General features: G+C 68.9%; 12 protein-coding genes and 5 tRNA genes. 11 read left to right on the top strand and 6 right to left on the bottom strand.

What is annotated here, in order from left to right; genetic code table 11:
• Positions 1 to 70 precede the first annotated feature (70 nt).
• Positions 71 to 403, bottom strand: a complete 333-nt coding sequence (locus ACFFJD_RS06320) for a hypothetical protein (RefSeq protein WP_382362271.1) — start codon at positions 401 to 403, stop codon at positions 71 to 73.
• 127 nt (positions 404 to 530) lie between these two features.
• On the bottom strand, positions 531 to 1415 hold the full coding sequence (locus ACFFJD_RS06315; RefSeq protein ID WP_382362269.1) for a tyrosine-type recombinase/integrase: 885 nt from the start codon (positions 1413 to 1415) through the stop codon (positions 531 to 533).
• A 258-nt stretch (positions 1416 to 1673) separates the two neighbouring features.
• Here ACFFJD_RS06315 and ACFFJD_RS06310 point away from each other — a divergent pair.
• Positions 1674 to 1735 (top strand) — tRNA-Lys (locus ACFFJD_RS06310).
• Between the two features lie 180 nt (positions 1736 to 1915).
• On the opposite strand, the gene ACFFJD_RS06305 is transcribed toward ACFFJD_RS06310, so the two are convergent.
• On the bottom strand, positions 1916 to 2545 hold the full coding sequence (locus ACFFJD_RS06305; RefSeq protein WP_382362267.1) for a TetR/AcrR family transcriptional regulator: 630 nt from the start codon (positions 2543 to 2545) through the stop codon (positions 1916 to 1918).
• Between the two features lie 152 nt (positions 2546 to 2697).
• Between ACFFJD_RS06305 and ACFFJD_RS06300 the strand changes: the two genes are divergently transcribed.
• The 10 genes from ACFFJD_RS06300 to ACFFJD_RS06255 all read left to right on the top strand — a co-directional run bounded on the left by ACFFJD_RS06300 (position 2698) and on the right by ACFFJD_RS06255 (position 11846).
• Positions 2698 to 2770 (top strand) — tRNA-Glu (locus tag ACFFJD_RS06300).
• A 36-nt stretch (positions 2771 to 2806) separates the two neighbouring features.
• Positions 2807 to 2883: transfer RNA gene (locus ACFFJD_RS06295), tRNA-Asp, on the top strand.
• A gap of 31 nt (positions 2884 to 2914) precedes the next feature.
• Positions 2915 to 2988, top strand: a tRNA-Phe gene (locus ACFFJD_RS06290).
• Positions 2989 to 3070: 82 nt separating this feature from the next.
• Positions 3071 to 3147, top strand: a tRNA-Asp gene (locus ACFFJD_RS06285).
• A 185-nt stretch (positions 3148 to 3332) separates the two neighbouring features.
• Positions 3333 to 5996, top strand: a complete 2664-nt coding sequence (locus ACFFJD_RS06280; RefSeq protein WP_382362265.1) for a ring-infected erythrocyte surface antigen domain-containing protein — start codon at positions 3333 to 3335, stop codon at positions 5994 to 5996.
• Entirely contained in the window at positions 5996 to 7258 is a 1263-nt protein-coding gene (locus tag ACFFJD_RS06275) for an LGFP repeat-containing protein (RefSeq protein WP_382362263.1), read from the top strand. Before ACFFJD_RS06280 ends, ACFFJD_RS06275 begins: the two co-directional genes overlap by 1 nt.
• A gap of 3 nt (positions 7259 to 7261) precedes the next feature.
• Positions 7262 to 8425 carry a zinc-binding dehydrogenase gene (locus ACFFJD_RS06270; RefSeq protein WP_382362261.1) on the top strand — a complete coding sequence of 388 codons (1164 nt, stop codon included), beginning with the start codon at positions 7262 to 7264 and terminating at the stop codon, positions 8423 to 8425.
• Positions 8426 to 8578: 153 nt separating this feature from the next.
• A complete protein-coding gene (locus ACFFJD_RS06265; RefSeq protein ID WP_382362259.1) occupies positions 8579 to 9136 on the top strand; it encodes a YceI family protein in 558 nt (185 codons plus the stop codon).
• A gap of 68 nt (positions 9137 to 9204) precedes the next feature.
• Positions 9205 to 10923: an adenylate/guanylate cyclase domain-containing protein gene (locus tag ACFFJD_RS06260; protein WP_382362257.1), complete on the top strand. Its 1719-nt coding sequence runs from the start codon at positions 9205 to 9207 to the stop codon at positions 10921 to 10923.
• A gap of 44 nt (positions 10924 to 10967) precedes the next feature.
• Positions 10968 to 11846, top strand: a complete 879-nt coding sequence (locus tag ACFFJD_RS06255) for an oxidoreductase (protein WP_382362255.1) — start codon at positions 10968 to 10970, stop codon at positions 11844 to 11846.
• Positions 11847 to 11857: 11 nt separating this feature from the next.
• On the opposite strand, the gene ACFFJD_RS06250 is transcribed toward ACFFJD_RS06255, so the two are convergent.
• The 3 genes from ACFFJD_RS06250 to ACFFJD_RS06240 all read right to left on the bottom strand — a co-directional run bounded on the left by ACFFJD_RS06250 (position 11858) and on the right by ACFFJD_RS06240 (position 15500).
• Positions 11858 to 12493, bottom strand: coding sequence for an alpha-ketoglutarate-dependent dioxygenase AlkB (locus ACFFJD_RS06250; RefSeq protein ID WP_382362253.1), 636 nt, complete (start codon positions 12491 to 12493; stop codon positions 11858 to 11860).
• Positions 12494 to 12645: 152 nt separating this feature from the next.
• On the bottom strand, positions 12646 to 13845 hold the full coding sequence (locus tag ACFFJD_RS06245) for a pyridoxal phosphate-dependent aminotransferase (protein WP_382362251.1): 1200 nt from the start codon (positions 13843 to 13845) through the stop codon (positions 12646 to 12648).
• An 11-nt stretch (positions 13846 to 13856) separates the two neighbouring features.
• Positions 13857 to 15500, bottom strand: a complete 1644-nt coding sequence (locus tag ACFFJD_RS06240) for a DNA repair helicase XPB (RefSeq protein ID WP_382362249.1) — start codon at positions 15498 to 15500, stop codon at positions 13857 to 13859.
• Positions 15501 to 15545 lie beyond the last annotated feature (45 nt).

Raw genomic sequence — 15545 nt, 5'->3', positions numbered from 1 at the left:
CTGTAAAGTTCAAGTGGGTGTCATCACCCGCTCGGCACATGCCCCCGTGTGCCCGTGGTCTGTTCGTGGTCTACAGGAGCTGGGTGTCGATCACTTTGGCGTCGTTGGCTGCCGAGTCCCATTCGACGGTGCAGACGAATCTCTGTTGCACGGGCCCGCCGAAAGCGTTCCTGCCGGTGACGCTTCCCGAGACCTTCCATGCGTCGCCGAACTTGGTGACGCGGGTATCGCTGAAGTCGTCGTAGTCGGTGTCGAGGACTTCCCTCATGATGGCGGAGTGACACTTCACCTTGGCCGTCACTTCCTTGGTGCTCTCGCTCGCTTCGCCGCCGCAGGCGGTGAGGGAAAGCAGTAGGGCCGCTGCGGCGCTGGCGGTGGCGGTGGCCGTGAGCATGCGGGTCATGAGTTTCTCTGTACTCCTTGGGGGGTGGTTTACGGATGACGATACGAACGTGTGGCCGCCGACGGCAGTCCTGACGGCAGGAGTCATCTGATCAGATGAACAGGGCTGCGGGGCCAGGGATGCTCCGCTACGCGGCTACGGAAACGGGGCGCTTCGCTCCGCGCATCGGATCGAGTCGGGTGATCGCGTCCCGCCGGCGGTGCGTTGGCACCGCGGTGTAGATCTGTGTGGAGGCGATGCTCTTGTGGCGCATCAGCTCTTGCACAACGCGGATGTCGACGTCCTCGTCGAGGAGCGTGCTCCCGAACCAGTGACGCAGCGCGTGCGGGGTGCCGGGGATGCCGGCGCGGCGCATGGTCCGGCCGACGATGTCGGAGACCGACTTCGGGAGCACGTGCTCAGACGGCAAGCCGCGCATCGGGAACCAGTATCCGGACTCGGGCATCTCGGAAGCCAGCTCGACGAGGGCGGGGTGCAGCGGCACCGATTTCAGCTTGCGGCCCTTGCCCCGGACCCACAACAGCCCGGCCGGCAGGTCGAAGTGCTCGCCGCGGATCTTCGCGATCTCGTGGACTCGGAGGCCAGCGAGGAGCGCGAGGAGAATCATCGTGCGGGTCTTCGCGCGCATGCGGGTCTGCAGGAGGGTGATCACCGCGCGGTCGGACACCGGGCGCGGTTCGCGGTCGGGCAGCCGCGGGCTCCCGACCTTGATCATCGGGTTGTCCAGGCGGCGGTCAGTGAGCTGAAGCCACTTGAACCAGGAGCGCAGGTACGCGCTGTAGGTGCTGGCGGTCGAGTCGGACCAGTCGTCGTGCGAGGCCATCCACCGGACGATGTCGACGGCGTCGATGGTGAGGGGCTGGATCTGGGTTTCGCGGTGCAGCTGTCGGAGGACGCGGAGGCGCTCGTCGATAGTGCGGCGCGAGAGGCGTTGCGCGGTCTGCCAGAGTTCCCAGTCGTCGAGGCCTCGTGTCGAGACGGCCCCCACGGTCACATCAGTCTCATGAATCACAGGGGGACTGTCCTGCGCGTGCCCGGCGAGCGTCGGGCAGTTCGCCATATTCGGGACTTTCGTCCCGCATAGCGTCGAGCGCTGCTCCCAGCTCGGCGCGTAGCTCACGGCGCTGCCGGTCCGCCAGGCGCTCCAGCTCGTCGGCAGTGAATGGGTGGCCGCTGCGCACAAGGTCGGCTGCGAGCTCGAGCGCTGCTGCCGTGCCGGCCATGACGCCGCGTGAGTAGTCGTCCATCAGGCGGCGTCCGCTACTGACGGAAAGAGCAGGACGGTTCGGCGGACTTTTAATCCGCAGGTCGCAGGTTCGAGCCCTGCTGGGGGCACCGAATAAGGGCAGGTCACGACACCTTTCGGTGTCGGGCCTGCCCGTTTTCGTCCTACATCGTCCGACCGCGTCCTACATCGTCCTACGGCGTCGTTCGCGTCGCCCGGCCACGTTCGCGTCGCCCGGGCGCGACGCGAACGTGCTCGGCCGTCGCGAACGGGCGGGTTGGGACCGTTCAGGGATGGGCGTAGAGGCTCAGGAAGAGGTCGACGGCGAAGCGTGCGCGCTCGGCGACGCTCTCCGGGTCCATCGGATGCTCGCCCAGCAGCACCAGCAGGTGATCGTCCTGCAGCAGCAGCCCCAGCAGCACCTTGGCGGCGGCGACCGGATCGTCCACCTTCAGGTGCCCGCACCGGTGCAGTTGCGACAGGAACTCGGTGAGTAGCGGGCGCTCCCAGTTGCTGGTCGACAGCATGGTGGCGCGCAGTTGGGTGTCCGACAGAGCCGCGCGGGCCAACGCGAGGGAGACGTCGTTCTGCAGCGCAGGCAGCAGGCCCTCGGTGAACCCGATGAGCGCCTCGCGGGGATCGTCGTCGATGGCAGGCGGCGGCGTGAATTTGGCGCTGTGTGCTTCCTGGGAGCGGGTGATCACCGCGTGGAGCAGGCCCTCGCGGTTGCCGAACCACGAGTACACCGTGCTCTTGGAGGTACCGGCGCATTCGGCGACGGCACTGACCGTGAAACCCCCGTATCCGTCCTTGACGAGCACGGTCACCGCGGCGTCGAGCATGGCCGCTTGGCGCGCGGCGAGCTCGTCTTGCCGGGGCCGGCCTCGACGGCGACCGGCTGGTGCGGAGGCGTTCATGGATAGAGACGGTACTTGGTTATTGCCATTGCAAGTATTAGGGGCCGCGCCCGTGTGTCGTTTTCGGGTCGCAATATGCGTGCTGGCCTGCCGATTTGTTATTCCGCGGCCTCGTGCCATACGCTGATCACGCTCCCAAAACGGGGACGCGGGCCCCCTTCGTCTAGCGGCCTAGGACGCCGCCCTTTCAAGGCGGTAGCGCGGGTTCGAATCCCGTAGGGGGTACGCTTTGCGGCGAAAGTCGTGAGCACAATTGAACAAGGCCCTGTGGCGCAGTTGGTTAGCGCGCCGCCCTGTCACGGCGGAGGTCGCGGGTTCGAGTCCCGTCAGGGTCGCCAGGTGTGGCGTCGGCATGTCCGGCGCCCTCCCGGCCAGGTAGCTCAGTTGGTACGAGCGTCCGCCTGAAAAGCGGAAGGTCGTCGGTTCGATCCCGACTCTGGCCACGCAAGACCCGTCGTTCGCGACGGTGCAGTAAGCCCCGGTGACACGGGGTTTTCTCGTGCGAACGAGAAGAGAATTTCACATGGCCCTGTGGCGCAGTTGGTTAGCGCGCCGCCCTGTCACGGCGGAGGTCGCGGGTTCGAGTCCCGTCAGGGTCGCCATGGAAAGCCAATAATCCCCCGGTGCACAGCACCGGGGGATTATTGGTCTGTTGCCTCGCTCACGTACCCTTACCTGGCAAGATCTTCCGAATATCGGGAGCAACGTGAACCACACTGGGCGCACCGGCGGTGAACCGCCGCGGAGGTGTCCCCAGGTGTACGGCAGCCAGCACTAGGGAGGCACTGTGGCTAAGAATGACCGCACCGAACCGGACTCGAGTCCGAAGGTCGTCGACACCGTGGTGGACCGTGAGTTCACCGTCGAGCGGCTGGTGGAGAACCCGGTCGAGCGGATCGTCGACAAGCCCGTGACCCTGGAACGCATCGTCGAGCGCCTGGTGGTCGACACGGTCGACATGGTGGTGGACAAGCCCACCACGGTCAGCCGCCTGGTGGAACGTCCGGTGGTGACCATCGTCGATTCCGTCGAGGACAAGCCCGTCGAGGTGCGCCGGCTGGTGGAGCGCCCCGTGGTCAGCGTGCGCGACGACATCCAGGACAAGCCCGTCGAGGTGTCGCGGCTGGTGGAGAAGCCGGTCGTGACCATCGTCGACGACGTGGTGGACAAGCCCGTGGACGTGTCGCGGCTGGTGGAGAAGCCGGTCGTGACCATCGTCGACGACGTGGTGGACAAGCCCGTCGAGGTGACCCGCCTGGTGGAGAAGCCCATCGTCACCGTCCTCGACGACGTGGTGGAGAAGCCCAAGCCGGTCTCGCGCATGGTGGAGAAGCCCATCGTCACCGTGGTCGACGAGGTGGTGGACAAGCCCGTCGACGTACCGCGGCTGGTGGAGCGCCCGGTGGTCTCGGTGGTCGACGACCTCACCGAGAAGCCGGTCAACATCCAACGGATGGTGGAGAAGCCGGTCGTCTCCATCGTCGACCAGATCACCGAGAAGCCCGTCGACGTCCCGCGCGCCGTCGAGCAGCCGGTGGTCACCCTGATCGACGAGGTGGTCGACACCCCGGTCGACGTGGCCCGTCTGGTGGAGAAGCTGGTGGTCACCTTCGTCGACGAGATCGTCGAACGCGAGGTGGACGTGCCGCGTCTGGTGGAGAAGCTGGTCGTGACCGTCGTCGACGAGGTGGTCGACGCGCCGGTGGAAGTGGACCGCCTGGTGGAGAAGCTGATCGTCGACATTCGCGACGAGATCGTGGAGAAGGAAGTCACGATCGAACGGCGCGTGGAGAAGCCGCTGGTGACCATCGTCGAGCGCGAGGTCCAGATCCCGGTGGAGCAGATCGTCGAGAAGATCGTCGAAGTGCCGGTCGAGAAGATCGTCGAGGTCCTCGTCGAGAAGCCGGTGGAGCAGATCGTCGAGAAGATCGTCGAAGTGCCGGTGGAGAAGATCGTCTACAAGATGGTCGAAAAAGAGGTCGAGAAGATCGTCGAGCTCGTCGTGGAGAAGCCGGTCATCAAGCTGGTGGAGATCCCGCGGGAGGTCCTCGTCGAGCAGATCGTCGAGAAGCCGGTCGAGACCGTCGTCGAGAAGATCGTCGAGCGCATCGTCGAGAAGCCCAACGTGGTGGAGAAGGTCGTCGAGCAGTCGGTCGACCGGGTCGTCGAGCGCGTGGTGGAGAAGCCCAACATCATCGAGCAGGTGGTGGAGAAGCCGGTCGACCGCATCGTCGAGCGCATGGTCGAGACGCCCAACGTGGTCGAGGAGGTCGTGGAGAAGCCCGTCGACCGCGAGCTGGAGCGCATCATCGAGGTGCCCAACATCATCGAGAAGCTGGTCGAGAAGTCCGTCGACCGCGAGGTGGACAAGGTCGTCGAGGTCCCCAACATCGTGGAGAACGTGATCGAGCGGCCCGTCGACCATGTGATCGAGCGCGTCGTGGAGACGCCGAACGTCGTGGAGAAGGTGATCGAGAAGTCGGTCGACCGCGAGGTGGAGCGCATCGTCGAGGTGCCCAACATCATCGAGAAGGTCGTCGACAAGCCCGTCGACCGCGAGGTGGAGAAGGTCGTCGAGAAGCTCAACATCATCGAGAAGGTGATCGAGGAGCCGGTCGACCGCGTGATCGAGCGCATCATCGAGACGCCGAACGTGGTGGACAAGGTGATCGAGAAGTCGGTCGACCGCGAGGTGGAGCGCATTCTCGAGGTGCCGAACGTGGTGGAGAAGGTCGTCGAGGCGCCGGTCGACCGCGTGGTCGAGCGCATCGTCGAGAAGCCGAACGTGGTGGAGAAGATCGTCGAGACGCCCGTCGACCGCGTCGTCGAGCGCATCGTCGAGAAGCCGAACGTCGTGGAGAAGATCATCGACAAGAACGTCCAACACGTGGTGGAGAAGGTCGTCGAGCGGCCCGAGATCGTGGAGAAGCTGGTGGAGAAGCCGGTGACCCGCGAGTTCGAGAAGGTCGTGGAGAACCCGGTCCTGGTCGAGAAGCTGGTGGAGAGAGAGATCAACCAGGTCGTCGAGCGCGTGGTGGAGAAGCCCGTGTTCATCGACGTGGAGAAGATCGTCGAACGCCCCGTGTACGTCGAGATAGAGAAGATCGTCGAGAAGCCGGTCGAGAAGATCGTCGAAGTGGTCGTGGAGAAGCCCGTCTTCGTCCGCAAGGTGGTGGAACGGGAAGTGGAGCGCGTGATCGAGGATTCGACCGCGCAGCGCACCGTGACCCACCAGGCGCGCGGCGGGCAGGATCCGCAGGCACAGTTCCTGGAGCGGGACGAGGAAGCCGACAGCAAGTGGCTCGACGCGCACACCGGGGCTCATCCCGCCGACGGCGTGGCCGGTGCCACCTCGCCGGAGCTGGACGTGCAGGGTCCGCTGGATCCGAAGTACGCGGTGTCCAGCGATGACGACGACAGCGAGGCCGGTCCGCGAGGGCGTCACTCCTGATGAACGGGGTTCGGGGGCGGATCAGCCGCCCGGGAATCGTGCTGGCCGTGCTCGCCCTGATCGTGGCGATGTCCGCGACCTGGTCGTCGGTGGCGGCGCCCGCGCACGCCGACGTGCGATCGGAAGCGCAGGCCGCGATCGACGCCTACGCGAGCGATCCGGCGCGCAGCGCCCGACTGGGCGCACCGACGGGTGACGTGCGCACCGTGCGCCCGGGCGGGGCCGCGCAGAACTTCGCCAACGGCACCGTCTACTACTCGCCGCGCAGCGGCGCCCACGCCGTCCTCGGGGCGATCGCGGCACGCTATCGCGCGGTCGGCGGACCGGCGACGATCGGATTCCCCACCGGCGACGAGCAGCAGGCCGGCAGCGGTCGATACAGCACGTTCGGCGAGCCCGGGACCGCGGCGATCTACTGGAGTCCGCAGACCCGTGCCTCACTGGTCACCGGGGGCGTGCTGCGGGCGTGGCTGGCCTCCGGCGGGGTCGACGGCCCGTTCGGCTTCCCGACCTCCGACACCGCCTACACCGGGCGGGCCGACGAATCGTCGTTCGCCGGTCCCGGCGGCACCCTGATCTCGTGGTCGTCGACCAGCGGCCTGACCACCGAGCCCGCCGACCTCGCCGCCGCGCAGCCGTTGATGGCGGCGGCCGCGGCCACCGAGGAAGCCCGGATCGCCCTGAGCCCTGCCGACCCCGCGACGCCCGCGACCGCGAGCTGGTGGCAGAAGTGGTGGCCCGCGGTGGCGGGGGCCGCGGCGGTGCTGCTGGTGCTGATTCTCCTGCTCGCGGTGCTGGCCTGGCGGCGACGTCGCCGCGGCGCCGCGGCGGCAGCCGGGGCCGATACCGCGGAGGGGGCCTCGCCGACGCCGTCGGCCGCGGTGCCCGCCGCGCTCGTGGGTGAGCGGCCGGATCGGGCCGACGCCGAGCCCTCGGCCGAACCGGAACCCGACGCCGAACCCGAGCCCGAGACGGAAGCCGAGCCCGAACCGGAGCCCGAGCCCGAGATCACGCTCAGCGATGAGACGGCGCTCGCCTCGGCGCTGGTGGTGGCCTACCAGGACGATGCGGACTCGGCGCTCACCGTCGCCTACGTCAACAACGCGCTGGGCACCGATCGGGCGGGCAGCAGCGATGACACCCATGCCTGGCTGCACCGCGCCGATCCGCTCGAGGACGCTCCCGCCGAGCAGGACGACACCGAGACCACGGAAAACGCCGAGACCACGGAAAACAGCGAGCCGAGCGATCAACAGGAGTAGGCCATGAAAGCAGCAGTCTGCCGCCGGGGCGAGTTCGATGTTCAGCATGTCGAGCGGCCGGTGCCGGGGCCCGGGCAGGTGCTGCTGAAGGTGCTGCGCGCCGGGATCTGCGGCTCCGATCTGCACGCGCGGGTGCACGCCGACGAGACCGCCGACCTGGTGACCGAGATCGGCTACGACGACTTCATGCGCACCGACCAGGACGTGGTCCTGGGCCACGAGTTCGTCGGCGAGGTGGCCGAGTACGGGCCGCGGTGCCGCGAGCGGTGGCCGGTCGGGGCCCGGGTGGTGTCCCTGCCCTTCCGACGCGCCGACGGCGAGGTCCAGCTGACCGGGCTGTCGGCCAAGGCACCCGGCGCGTTCGCCGAGTACCTGCTGGTCGACGAGGCCGTCACCATGCCCGTTCCCGACGGACTCGACTCCGATCTGGCGGCGCTCACCGAGCCGTTGGCGGTGGGCTATCACGCCGTCGCGCGCAGCGAGATCGGTCGGGGCGAGGTGGCGGTGGTGGTGGGCTGCGGTCCGATCGGGCTCGCGGTGATCCTCATGCTGAAGGCCCGCGGGGTCCGTCGGGTGGTGGCCAGCGACCTGTCGCCGGCGCGTCGGCGCCTGGCCGCCCAGTGCGGTGCCGACGTCGTGGTGGACCCGACGGTGGACGACCTGGCGGCGGCCCTCGGGGACCGCAGCATGCACTTTCGCAGCGGTCCGGCGCTGATCGACTTCGCCCTGGAGTCGATGCGCAAGCTCCAGACCATCCCCGGCCTGCCCTGGTGGCGGCTGATGGCGCTCGGGGAGCGCCTGGGTCAGGTGCCCAAGGGGCCGGTGGTGTTCGAGTGTGTCGGTGTGCCCGGCATGATCGATCGGCTGTGCACCGACATGCCGTACCGCTCGCGCATCGTCGTGGTGGGTGTCTGCATGGAGCCCGACACCGTGCGCCCGGCGCTCATCTCGAACAAGGAGATGGATCTGCGGTTCGTCTTCGCCTACAACCCGGACGAGTTCCGGGCCACCCTGCACCTGATGGCCGATCGCAAGATCGACGCGCGGCCGTTGCTCACCGGAACGGTCGGCCTCGGCGGTGTGCGCGCGGCCTTCGATGCACTCGGAGACCCCGAGGTGCACGCGAAGATTCTCATCGACCCGGCCTCGTCGGCCGAGGAGATCTGAGTCGCGGCTGTGATCTGTGTCTCAGTCGGGAGTGTCGGGGACTAATTCGGACCCCGGTCCGGTTGTGCCTTCTGTGGGTCGCGATAGGCCCTCGGGGCGAATGCACCACCCGCATACGCCGCCGCACAGCACGTAACTTTCCAAGGAGACCTCATGACCGCCACCCTGAACGCCCTGCCCCTGATCCCCACCGGCACCTGGGCCATCGACCAGGCCCACTCGTCCGTCGGCTTCTCGGTGCGCCACCTGATGGTCTCCAAGGTGCGCGGCGAATTCACCGAGTTCTCCGGTGCCATCGAGATCGCCGAGGACGGCACGCCGTCGGTCTCGGCCGTCATCGAGGTCGGCTCGATCACCACCAAGAACGAGCAGCGTGACGCGCATATCCGGTCCGCCGACTTCTTCCACGCCGAGGAATTCCCCAAGGCCACCTTCGTCTCGACGTCGGTCACCCCGAAGGGCGACGACTACCTGCTCACCGGCGACTTCACGCTCAAGGGTGTCACCCGTAGCGTGGAGCTGAAGCTGGAGTTCAACGGCACCAACGCCGGCATGGGTGCGGGTCAGGTCGCGGGCTTCGAGGCCACCACCGTGATCAACCGTCGCGACTTCGGCATCGACATCGAGATGCCGCTGGAGACCGGTGGCAGCGTCGTCGGCGACAAGATCACCATCACGCTCGAGATCGAGGCCGTGCTCTCCGGCTCCTGATCGACCGGTGCCCTGCACCTCCCGCGTTTGGGTAGTCTCACTCTATTGCCCATGTCGCGGGAGGTGTTGTGCCGATTCAGCGTTCTCGCAAGGCACTGCACGCATTCGCCGACCGCCTCGACACCCTCGGCCCGCGACACTGGGTCACGTCGATCCTCAGTGAGGTCGGTTCTCCCGTGGAACGGGAGCAATGGTTGGCCGCCGACTGGCAGGCCCTCGACAGCGACGTACGCCGTCGGCTGGTCGACCGGGCCGCCGTCGTCGCTTTTCTCTTCGGAGTGTTCTCCAAGCTGATCATCGGCTTGGAGACCTTCGCCCTGGTGCTGCTGGCCTTCAACGGCGGGCGGATCACCCTCGACTCCGGGGCCAGCCACCCCGACTTCTTCGACATGCTGATCGCCGCCGTCGTGGGCACCGCGGCCAGCACCGTGGCCGCCGTGCTGATGGTGCGCCCCCACTTCACCTGGTTCATCGCCGGTGCTCCCGCCGATCCGGCGCAGCGGCGCGCGGTGGCGCGGATCCCGATCCGGCAGGTCGGCGCCGACCTGATCGGGTGGGCGGTCAGCTTCGGCACCTACGCCTTCATCGCCGACGTCAGCGACTTCTTCCTGGCCATCGTCGGCGGCGCCTTCGCCTTGGCCGCCATCACCTCGTGCAGCCTCACCTATCTGATCGCGGAGACCGCGACACGGCCGCTGGCCATCCTCGCGTTGCGCGGGACGTCCGAGGCGCGCGTGGTGCACGGCGTGCGCGAGCGCATGGTGGTGGTCTGGGGTGTCTCGGCGGCGGTGCCGATGATCGGCCTGATCACCATCAACGCCGGTCGGTGGGCAGGCTGGCTGCCGCCCGCCGCGGGGCCGCTGGACTGGACCTCGGTGGCCTTGGCGCTGGTGGCCCTCAGCTCGGGGCTGAGCATCGTGATGCTGGTGGGCCGGGCCATCGCCGATCCGCTCACCGAGATGCGCAAGGTGATCGAGGCGGCCTCCGACGGCGATTTCGGACGTCGGGTCGCGGTCTACGACTCCTCCGAGCTGGGCATTCTGCAGACCGGGCTGAACGACCTGCTCGACGGTCTGGCCGAGCGGGAACGCATTCGGGCGCTGTTCTCCAAGCACGTCGGCGACCGCGTCGCCGAACTGGCCATCTCGCACCGCGGCGAAATGGTCGGCACCAATACCGATGTCGCGGTGATCTTCGTGGACCTGACCGGATCCACCGCGTTCGCCTCCCAGCGTGACCCGCAGGAGACGGCGGCGGTGCTCAACGTCTTCTTCTCCGTGGTCGCCGAGGTCGTCGCCGAGTACGACGGGCTGATCAACAAGTTCGAGGGCGATGCCGCCCTCGTGGTGTTCGGCGCGCCCACCGCCCTGGCGGATGCGGCCGGCGCCGCGTTGGCCGCCGCCCGCGAGCTCGGCGATCGCCTGGGCGAGAAGGTGCCGCTCGAGTGGGGGATGGGCATCGGCTACGGCACGGTCTTCGCCGGCAACATCGGGGCGGCGAACCGCTACGAGTACACGGTGATCGGCGACTCGGTGAACGAGGCGGCGCGACTGTCCGATCGGGCCAAGGAAGGGCGGTTGCCGATCTATGCCAGCGGCGCCGCGGTGGCCGCCGCCGACCCCGACGAGGCGCACCACTGGCAGCCGCTCGAACGCGTGATGCTGCGGGGACGCAAGGACCACACGGAAGTTTTCGTGCCGACGGCCCTGGCCAACCGCGCCGAGCCGCCGACATTGGGTAGCGTGCTGTCGGAAATGATGAAGTTGCCGTCGCGCCGGGGTCGGTGACGACGTGCCGGGCCGGACATACCGAGAACACAGGAGAAGAGCCGATGAGTGGTTGGTCGATCGCGGACATGCCCGATCAGCGGGGGCGACGCATCGTCGTCACCGGCGCCAACAGTGGACTGGGTGAGCAGACCGCTCGGGCGCTCGGACGCGCCGGCGCGGACGTGGTCCTGGCCTGCCGCAACGTGGAGAAGGCGCAGCGGGTGGCCGACGAGATCGGCGCGAATGCGACGGTCGCGGCGCTGGACCTGGCCGACCTGGGCTCGGTGCGCGCCTTCGCCGACGGTTTCGAGGGCGCCGACGTGCTGGTCAACAACGCCGGCGTGATGGCGCTGCCGCTCGGGCGCACCGCCGACGGCTTCGAGATGCAGATCGGCACCAACTTCCTGGGGCACTTCGCCCTCACCGGTCTCATCCTGGACCGGATCGGCGACCGCGTGGTGACCCTGTCGTCGCTGGCGCACAACGTGGCGCGGCTGGACATCGACGACCTGAACTGGGAGCGCCGCAAGTACAACCGCTGGGTGGCCTACGGCGATTCCAAGATCGCCGACCTCATGATGGCGCTGGAGCTGGCCGATCGGTTGCGGCAGGCCGGCTCGTCGACCGTCTCGCTCGCCGCGCACCCCGGTTACGCCGCCACGGAGCTGCAGACGCGCACCGAATCGCCGATCGACTGGGTGATGAAGCTCGGCAACATGACGCCGCTGGCGCAGTCGGCGTCCGACGGCGCCCTGCCGACGCTCTACGCGGCCACCGCACCGGACGCGGCCAACGGCACCTTCTACGGGCCCGGCAGCCTGGGCGGCATGCGCGGCGCCCCGGCGGTGGCCGGCTACCGCAGCGTGGCCGACGACCCGGCCGTCCGCGGGCGTCTGTGGGCCACGGCCGAGGAACTCACCGGGGTCAGCTACGGCGTCTGAGCAGGATCGGGTCAGAGCACTCCGGGCGGGCGGAACTGCACCGACATCCGCGGCCCCGCACCCGGGGCCTTGGGCACCGCGTGATCCCAGGTGCGCTGGCAACTGCCGCCCATCACCAGCAGATCGCCGCTGCCGAGGGTGAATCGCAGCGCGGCCCCGCCGCCGCGCGGCCGCAGGGCCAGGACGCGTGGGGCGCCCAGGGAGACGATGGCCACCAGGGTGTCGCGGTAGGCGCCGCGGCCGATCCGGTCGCCGTGCCAGGCGACGCTGTCGTTGCCGTCGCGGTACAGGCACAGTCCGGCGCTGACGAAGCCCTCGGGCAGCGTCGGGCGGTAATGCGCGGTCAAGTCGGCGCGCAGCGTGGCCAGCAGCGGGTCGGGCAGCCGAGCACCCGCCGGGTAGCCGGCCATCAGCCGAGGTACGGGCACCGTGGACTCGTACATGCGGACGCGTTCGGCCCGCCACGGGACGCTCCGCTGCAGGTGATCGAAGAGGTCCGCGGTGCCGGTGAGCCAGCCCGGCCGCAGGTCCACCCAGGCGTCCGCCGGGAGGTGGCGCCGGGTGATCGCGCCGTCCAGGGGGTGCACCGTGGGCGCGGCGCCGGTCGCGGGCGTATCGAAGAGCGAGTCCTGGATGCCGATGCTCATGCCGCCACCCTACGCCCCGAATCGAACGCGCGTTCTAAGCGCGCCCGATCCTCCCCGTTCGCGTCGGTCGTCCCCGTCCGCGCCTGCCGGTCACGTACGCGTCGCGCGCGGCCGCAGCGTACGTGCGGTGGCGACGCGAACGCCGGATCGGATCAGTCGGCCAGGGTGCGCAGTCGCCGCGCGGCCTCGGCGAGCACGTCGTCCTGCTTGCAGAAGGCGAACCGGACCAGGTGGTCCCACGGCGATTCCGCGGCGGCCGGCTCCGGTGCGGGATCGACGAAGGCGCTCACGGGCACCGCGGCGACCCCGATGGCCGCGGGCAGGGCCCGGCAGAACGCCGCGGCGTCGGTGTAGCCGAGCGGGCGGGGGTCGGCCAGCACGAAGTAGGTGCCGTCGGTGTGGTGGACCCGGAAGCCGGCGTCGGCCAGCGCCGCCGAGAGGACGCCCTGCCGTCGGGCCAGATCCCGCGTCTGCGTGGCGACCCACGCCGTCTCGGTGCGCAGGGCCCCGGCGACGGCTGGCTGGAACGGCCCGCTGCCCACGTAGCTGAGGTACTGCTTGGCGCCGCGGGCGGCCGCGACCAGCTCGGCGGGGCCGCTGATCCACCCGACCTTCCAGCCGGTCACGTGGAAGGTCTTGGCGGCGCTGGAGATGCGCAGGGTGCGCTCGGCCATGCCGTCCAGCGTCGCCAGCGAACGATGCCTGCGCTCGCCGAACACCAGATGCTCGTACACCTCGTCGGTGATCGCGACGACGTCGTGCGCGATGCACAGGCGGGCGATCTCGGTCAGCTCGTCGTCGGTCAGGACGGTCCCGGTCGGATTGTGCGGCGAGTTGACCACCACGGCGGCGGTGTCGGCGGTGAAGGCCGCGCGCAACGCGTCCAGATCCAGCCGGAAACCGTCACCGTCGGGCACCAGCGGAACGGTGCGGCGCACCGCCCCGGCCAGGGCGACGGTCGCGGCATAGGCGTCGTAGTAGGGCTCGATCATGATCACTTCGCGACCAGGTTCCACCAGGCCCAGGATCGCCCCGGCGATCGCCTCGGTGGCGCCGACGGTCACCAGGACCTGCGTGTCCGGGTCGTAGTGCAGCCCGTAATCACGGGCCTGCTGCTCGCTGACGGCCTCGCGCAGGGCGGCCACCCCGATACCCGGCGGGTACTGGTTGTGGCCGGACGCGATCGCCTCCTGCGCCGCCGTGAGCATGGAGGGCGGGCCGTCGGTGTCCGGGAAACCCTGTCCCAGATTGATCGCCTCGTGGGCGGCGGCCAGCGCCGACATCTCCGCGAAGATGGTCTCCGCGAACGGTCGCAGTCGGCGGACCAGCCGCGCGGGGTGTTCGGGGACCATCGTTTCCTCTCTCAGACCAGCGGAAGGTCGCCGGCGTCGATGATGCGGTACGCGTAACCCTGTTCGGCCAGGAAACGCTGGCGGTGCGCGGCGTAGTCGGCGTCGAGGCTGTCCCGCGAGACCACCGAGTAGAAGTGCGCCTGACCGCCGTCGGCCTTGGGGCGCAGCAGACGGCCCAGGCGTTGCGCCTCCTCCTGCCGGGAACCGAAGGTGCCGGAGACCTGAACGGCCACCGAAGCCTCCGGGAGGTCGATGGAGAAGTTGGCCACCTTGGACACCACCAGCGTGTTCAGCTCGCCGCGCCGGAACGCGTCGAAGAGCTTCTCCCGCTCGGCATTGCGCGTGGACCCCTGGATCACCGGGGCGTCCAGCTCGCGTCCGAGCTCCTCGAGCTGGTCGATGTAGGCGCCGATCACCAGCGTCGGCGCGCCCCGGTGCTGTTCCAGGATCGAGCGCACCACGCGCAGCTTGGAGTGCGCGGTGGAGCAGAGCTTGTACTTGGCGTCGGCCTCGGCCACCGCGTACTGCAGGCGCTCGTCGTCGGACATCGTCACCCGGACCTCCACGCAGTCGGCCGGCGCGATCCAGCCCTGCGCCTCGATATCCTTCCACGGCGCGTCGTACCGCTTGGGGCCGATGAGGCTGAACACGTCGCCCTCGCGGCCGTCCTCGCGCACCAGGGTCGCGGTGAGGCCGAGACGACGACGCGACTGCAGGTCGGCGGTCATCCGGAACACCGGTGCCGGCAGCAGGTGCACCTCGTCGTAGATGATCAGGCCCCAGTCGCGGGAGTCGAACAGGTCGAGGTTCTTGTATTCGCCCTTCGTTTTGCGCGTCATCACCTGGTAGGTGGCGATGGTGACGGGGCGGATCTCCTTGCGTTCGCCGGAGTACTCGCCGATCTCATCCTCGGTCAGCGTGGTGCGCGCGATCAGTTCGCGCTTCCACTGCCGGCCCGCGACGGTGTTGGTCACCAGGATCAACGTGGTGGCGCCGGCCTTGGCCATGGCGGCGGCGCCGACCATCGTCTTGCCCGCGCCGCAGGGCAGCACCACCACGCCCGAGCCGCCGGCCCAGAACGAGTCGGCGGCCATCTGCTGGTAGTCGCGCAGCTCCCAGTCGTCCTGGGCCAGGTCGATCGCGTGGGCCTCGCCGTCGACGTAGCCGGCCAGGTCCTCGGCCGGCCAGCCGATCTTGAGCAGCACCTGCTTGAGCCGACCGCGTTCGGACGGATGCACCACCACGGTGTCGTCGTCGATCCGCGCGCCGAGCATCGGTGCGACCTTCTTGTTGCGCAGCACCTCTTCGAGCACCGCGCGATCGAGGGAGATCAGCACCAGGCCGTGCGCCGGATTCTTGGCCAGCTGGAGGCGTCCGAAGCGGCCCATGGTGTCGACGACGTCGACCAGGAGCGGCTGCGGCACCGGATAGCGCGAGTAGGTGACCAGGGCGTCGACCACCTGCTCGGCGTCGTGCCCGGCGGCCCGCGCGTTCCACAGCGCCAGCGGCGTCACCCGGTAGGTGTGCACGTGCTCGGGCGCGCGTTCGAGTTCGGCGAAGGGCGCGATCGCGGCGCGTGCGGCACCGGCCTGCGGATGATCGATCTCCAGCAGTACCGTCTTGTCCGATTGAACGATGAGGGGTCCGTCAGTCACATGCCCATTGTCCAGGTTCGACGCGCCGTGGCCACCCGGGGTGGG

This window comes from Gordonia phosphorivorans, from assembly GCF_042432625.1.
Classification (GTDB): Bacteria; Actinomycetota; Actinomycetes; order Mycobacteriales; family Mycobacteriaceae; genus Gordonia; species Gordonia phosphorivorans.
Note: the sequence above shows the minus strand (reverse complement) of the source record. Positions and strands in the feature narration are given on the sequence as shown.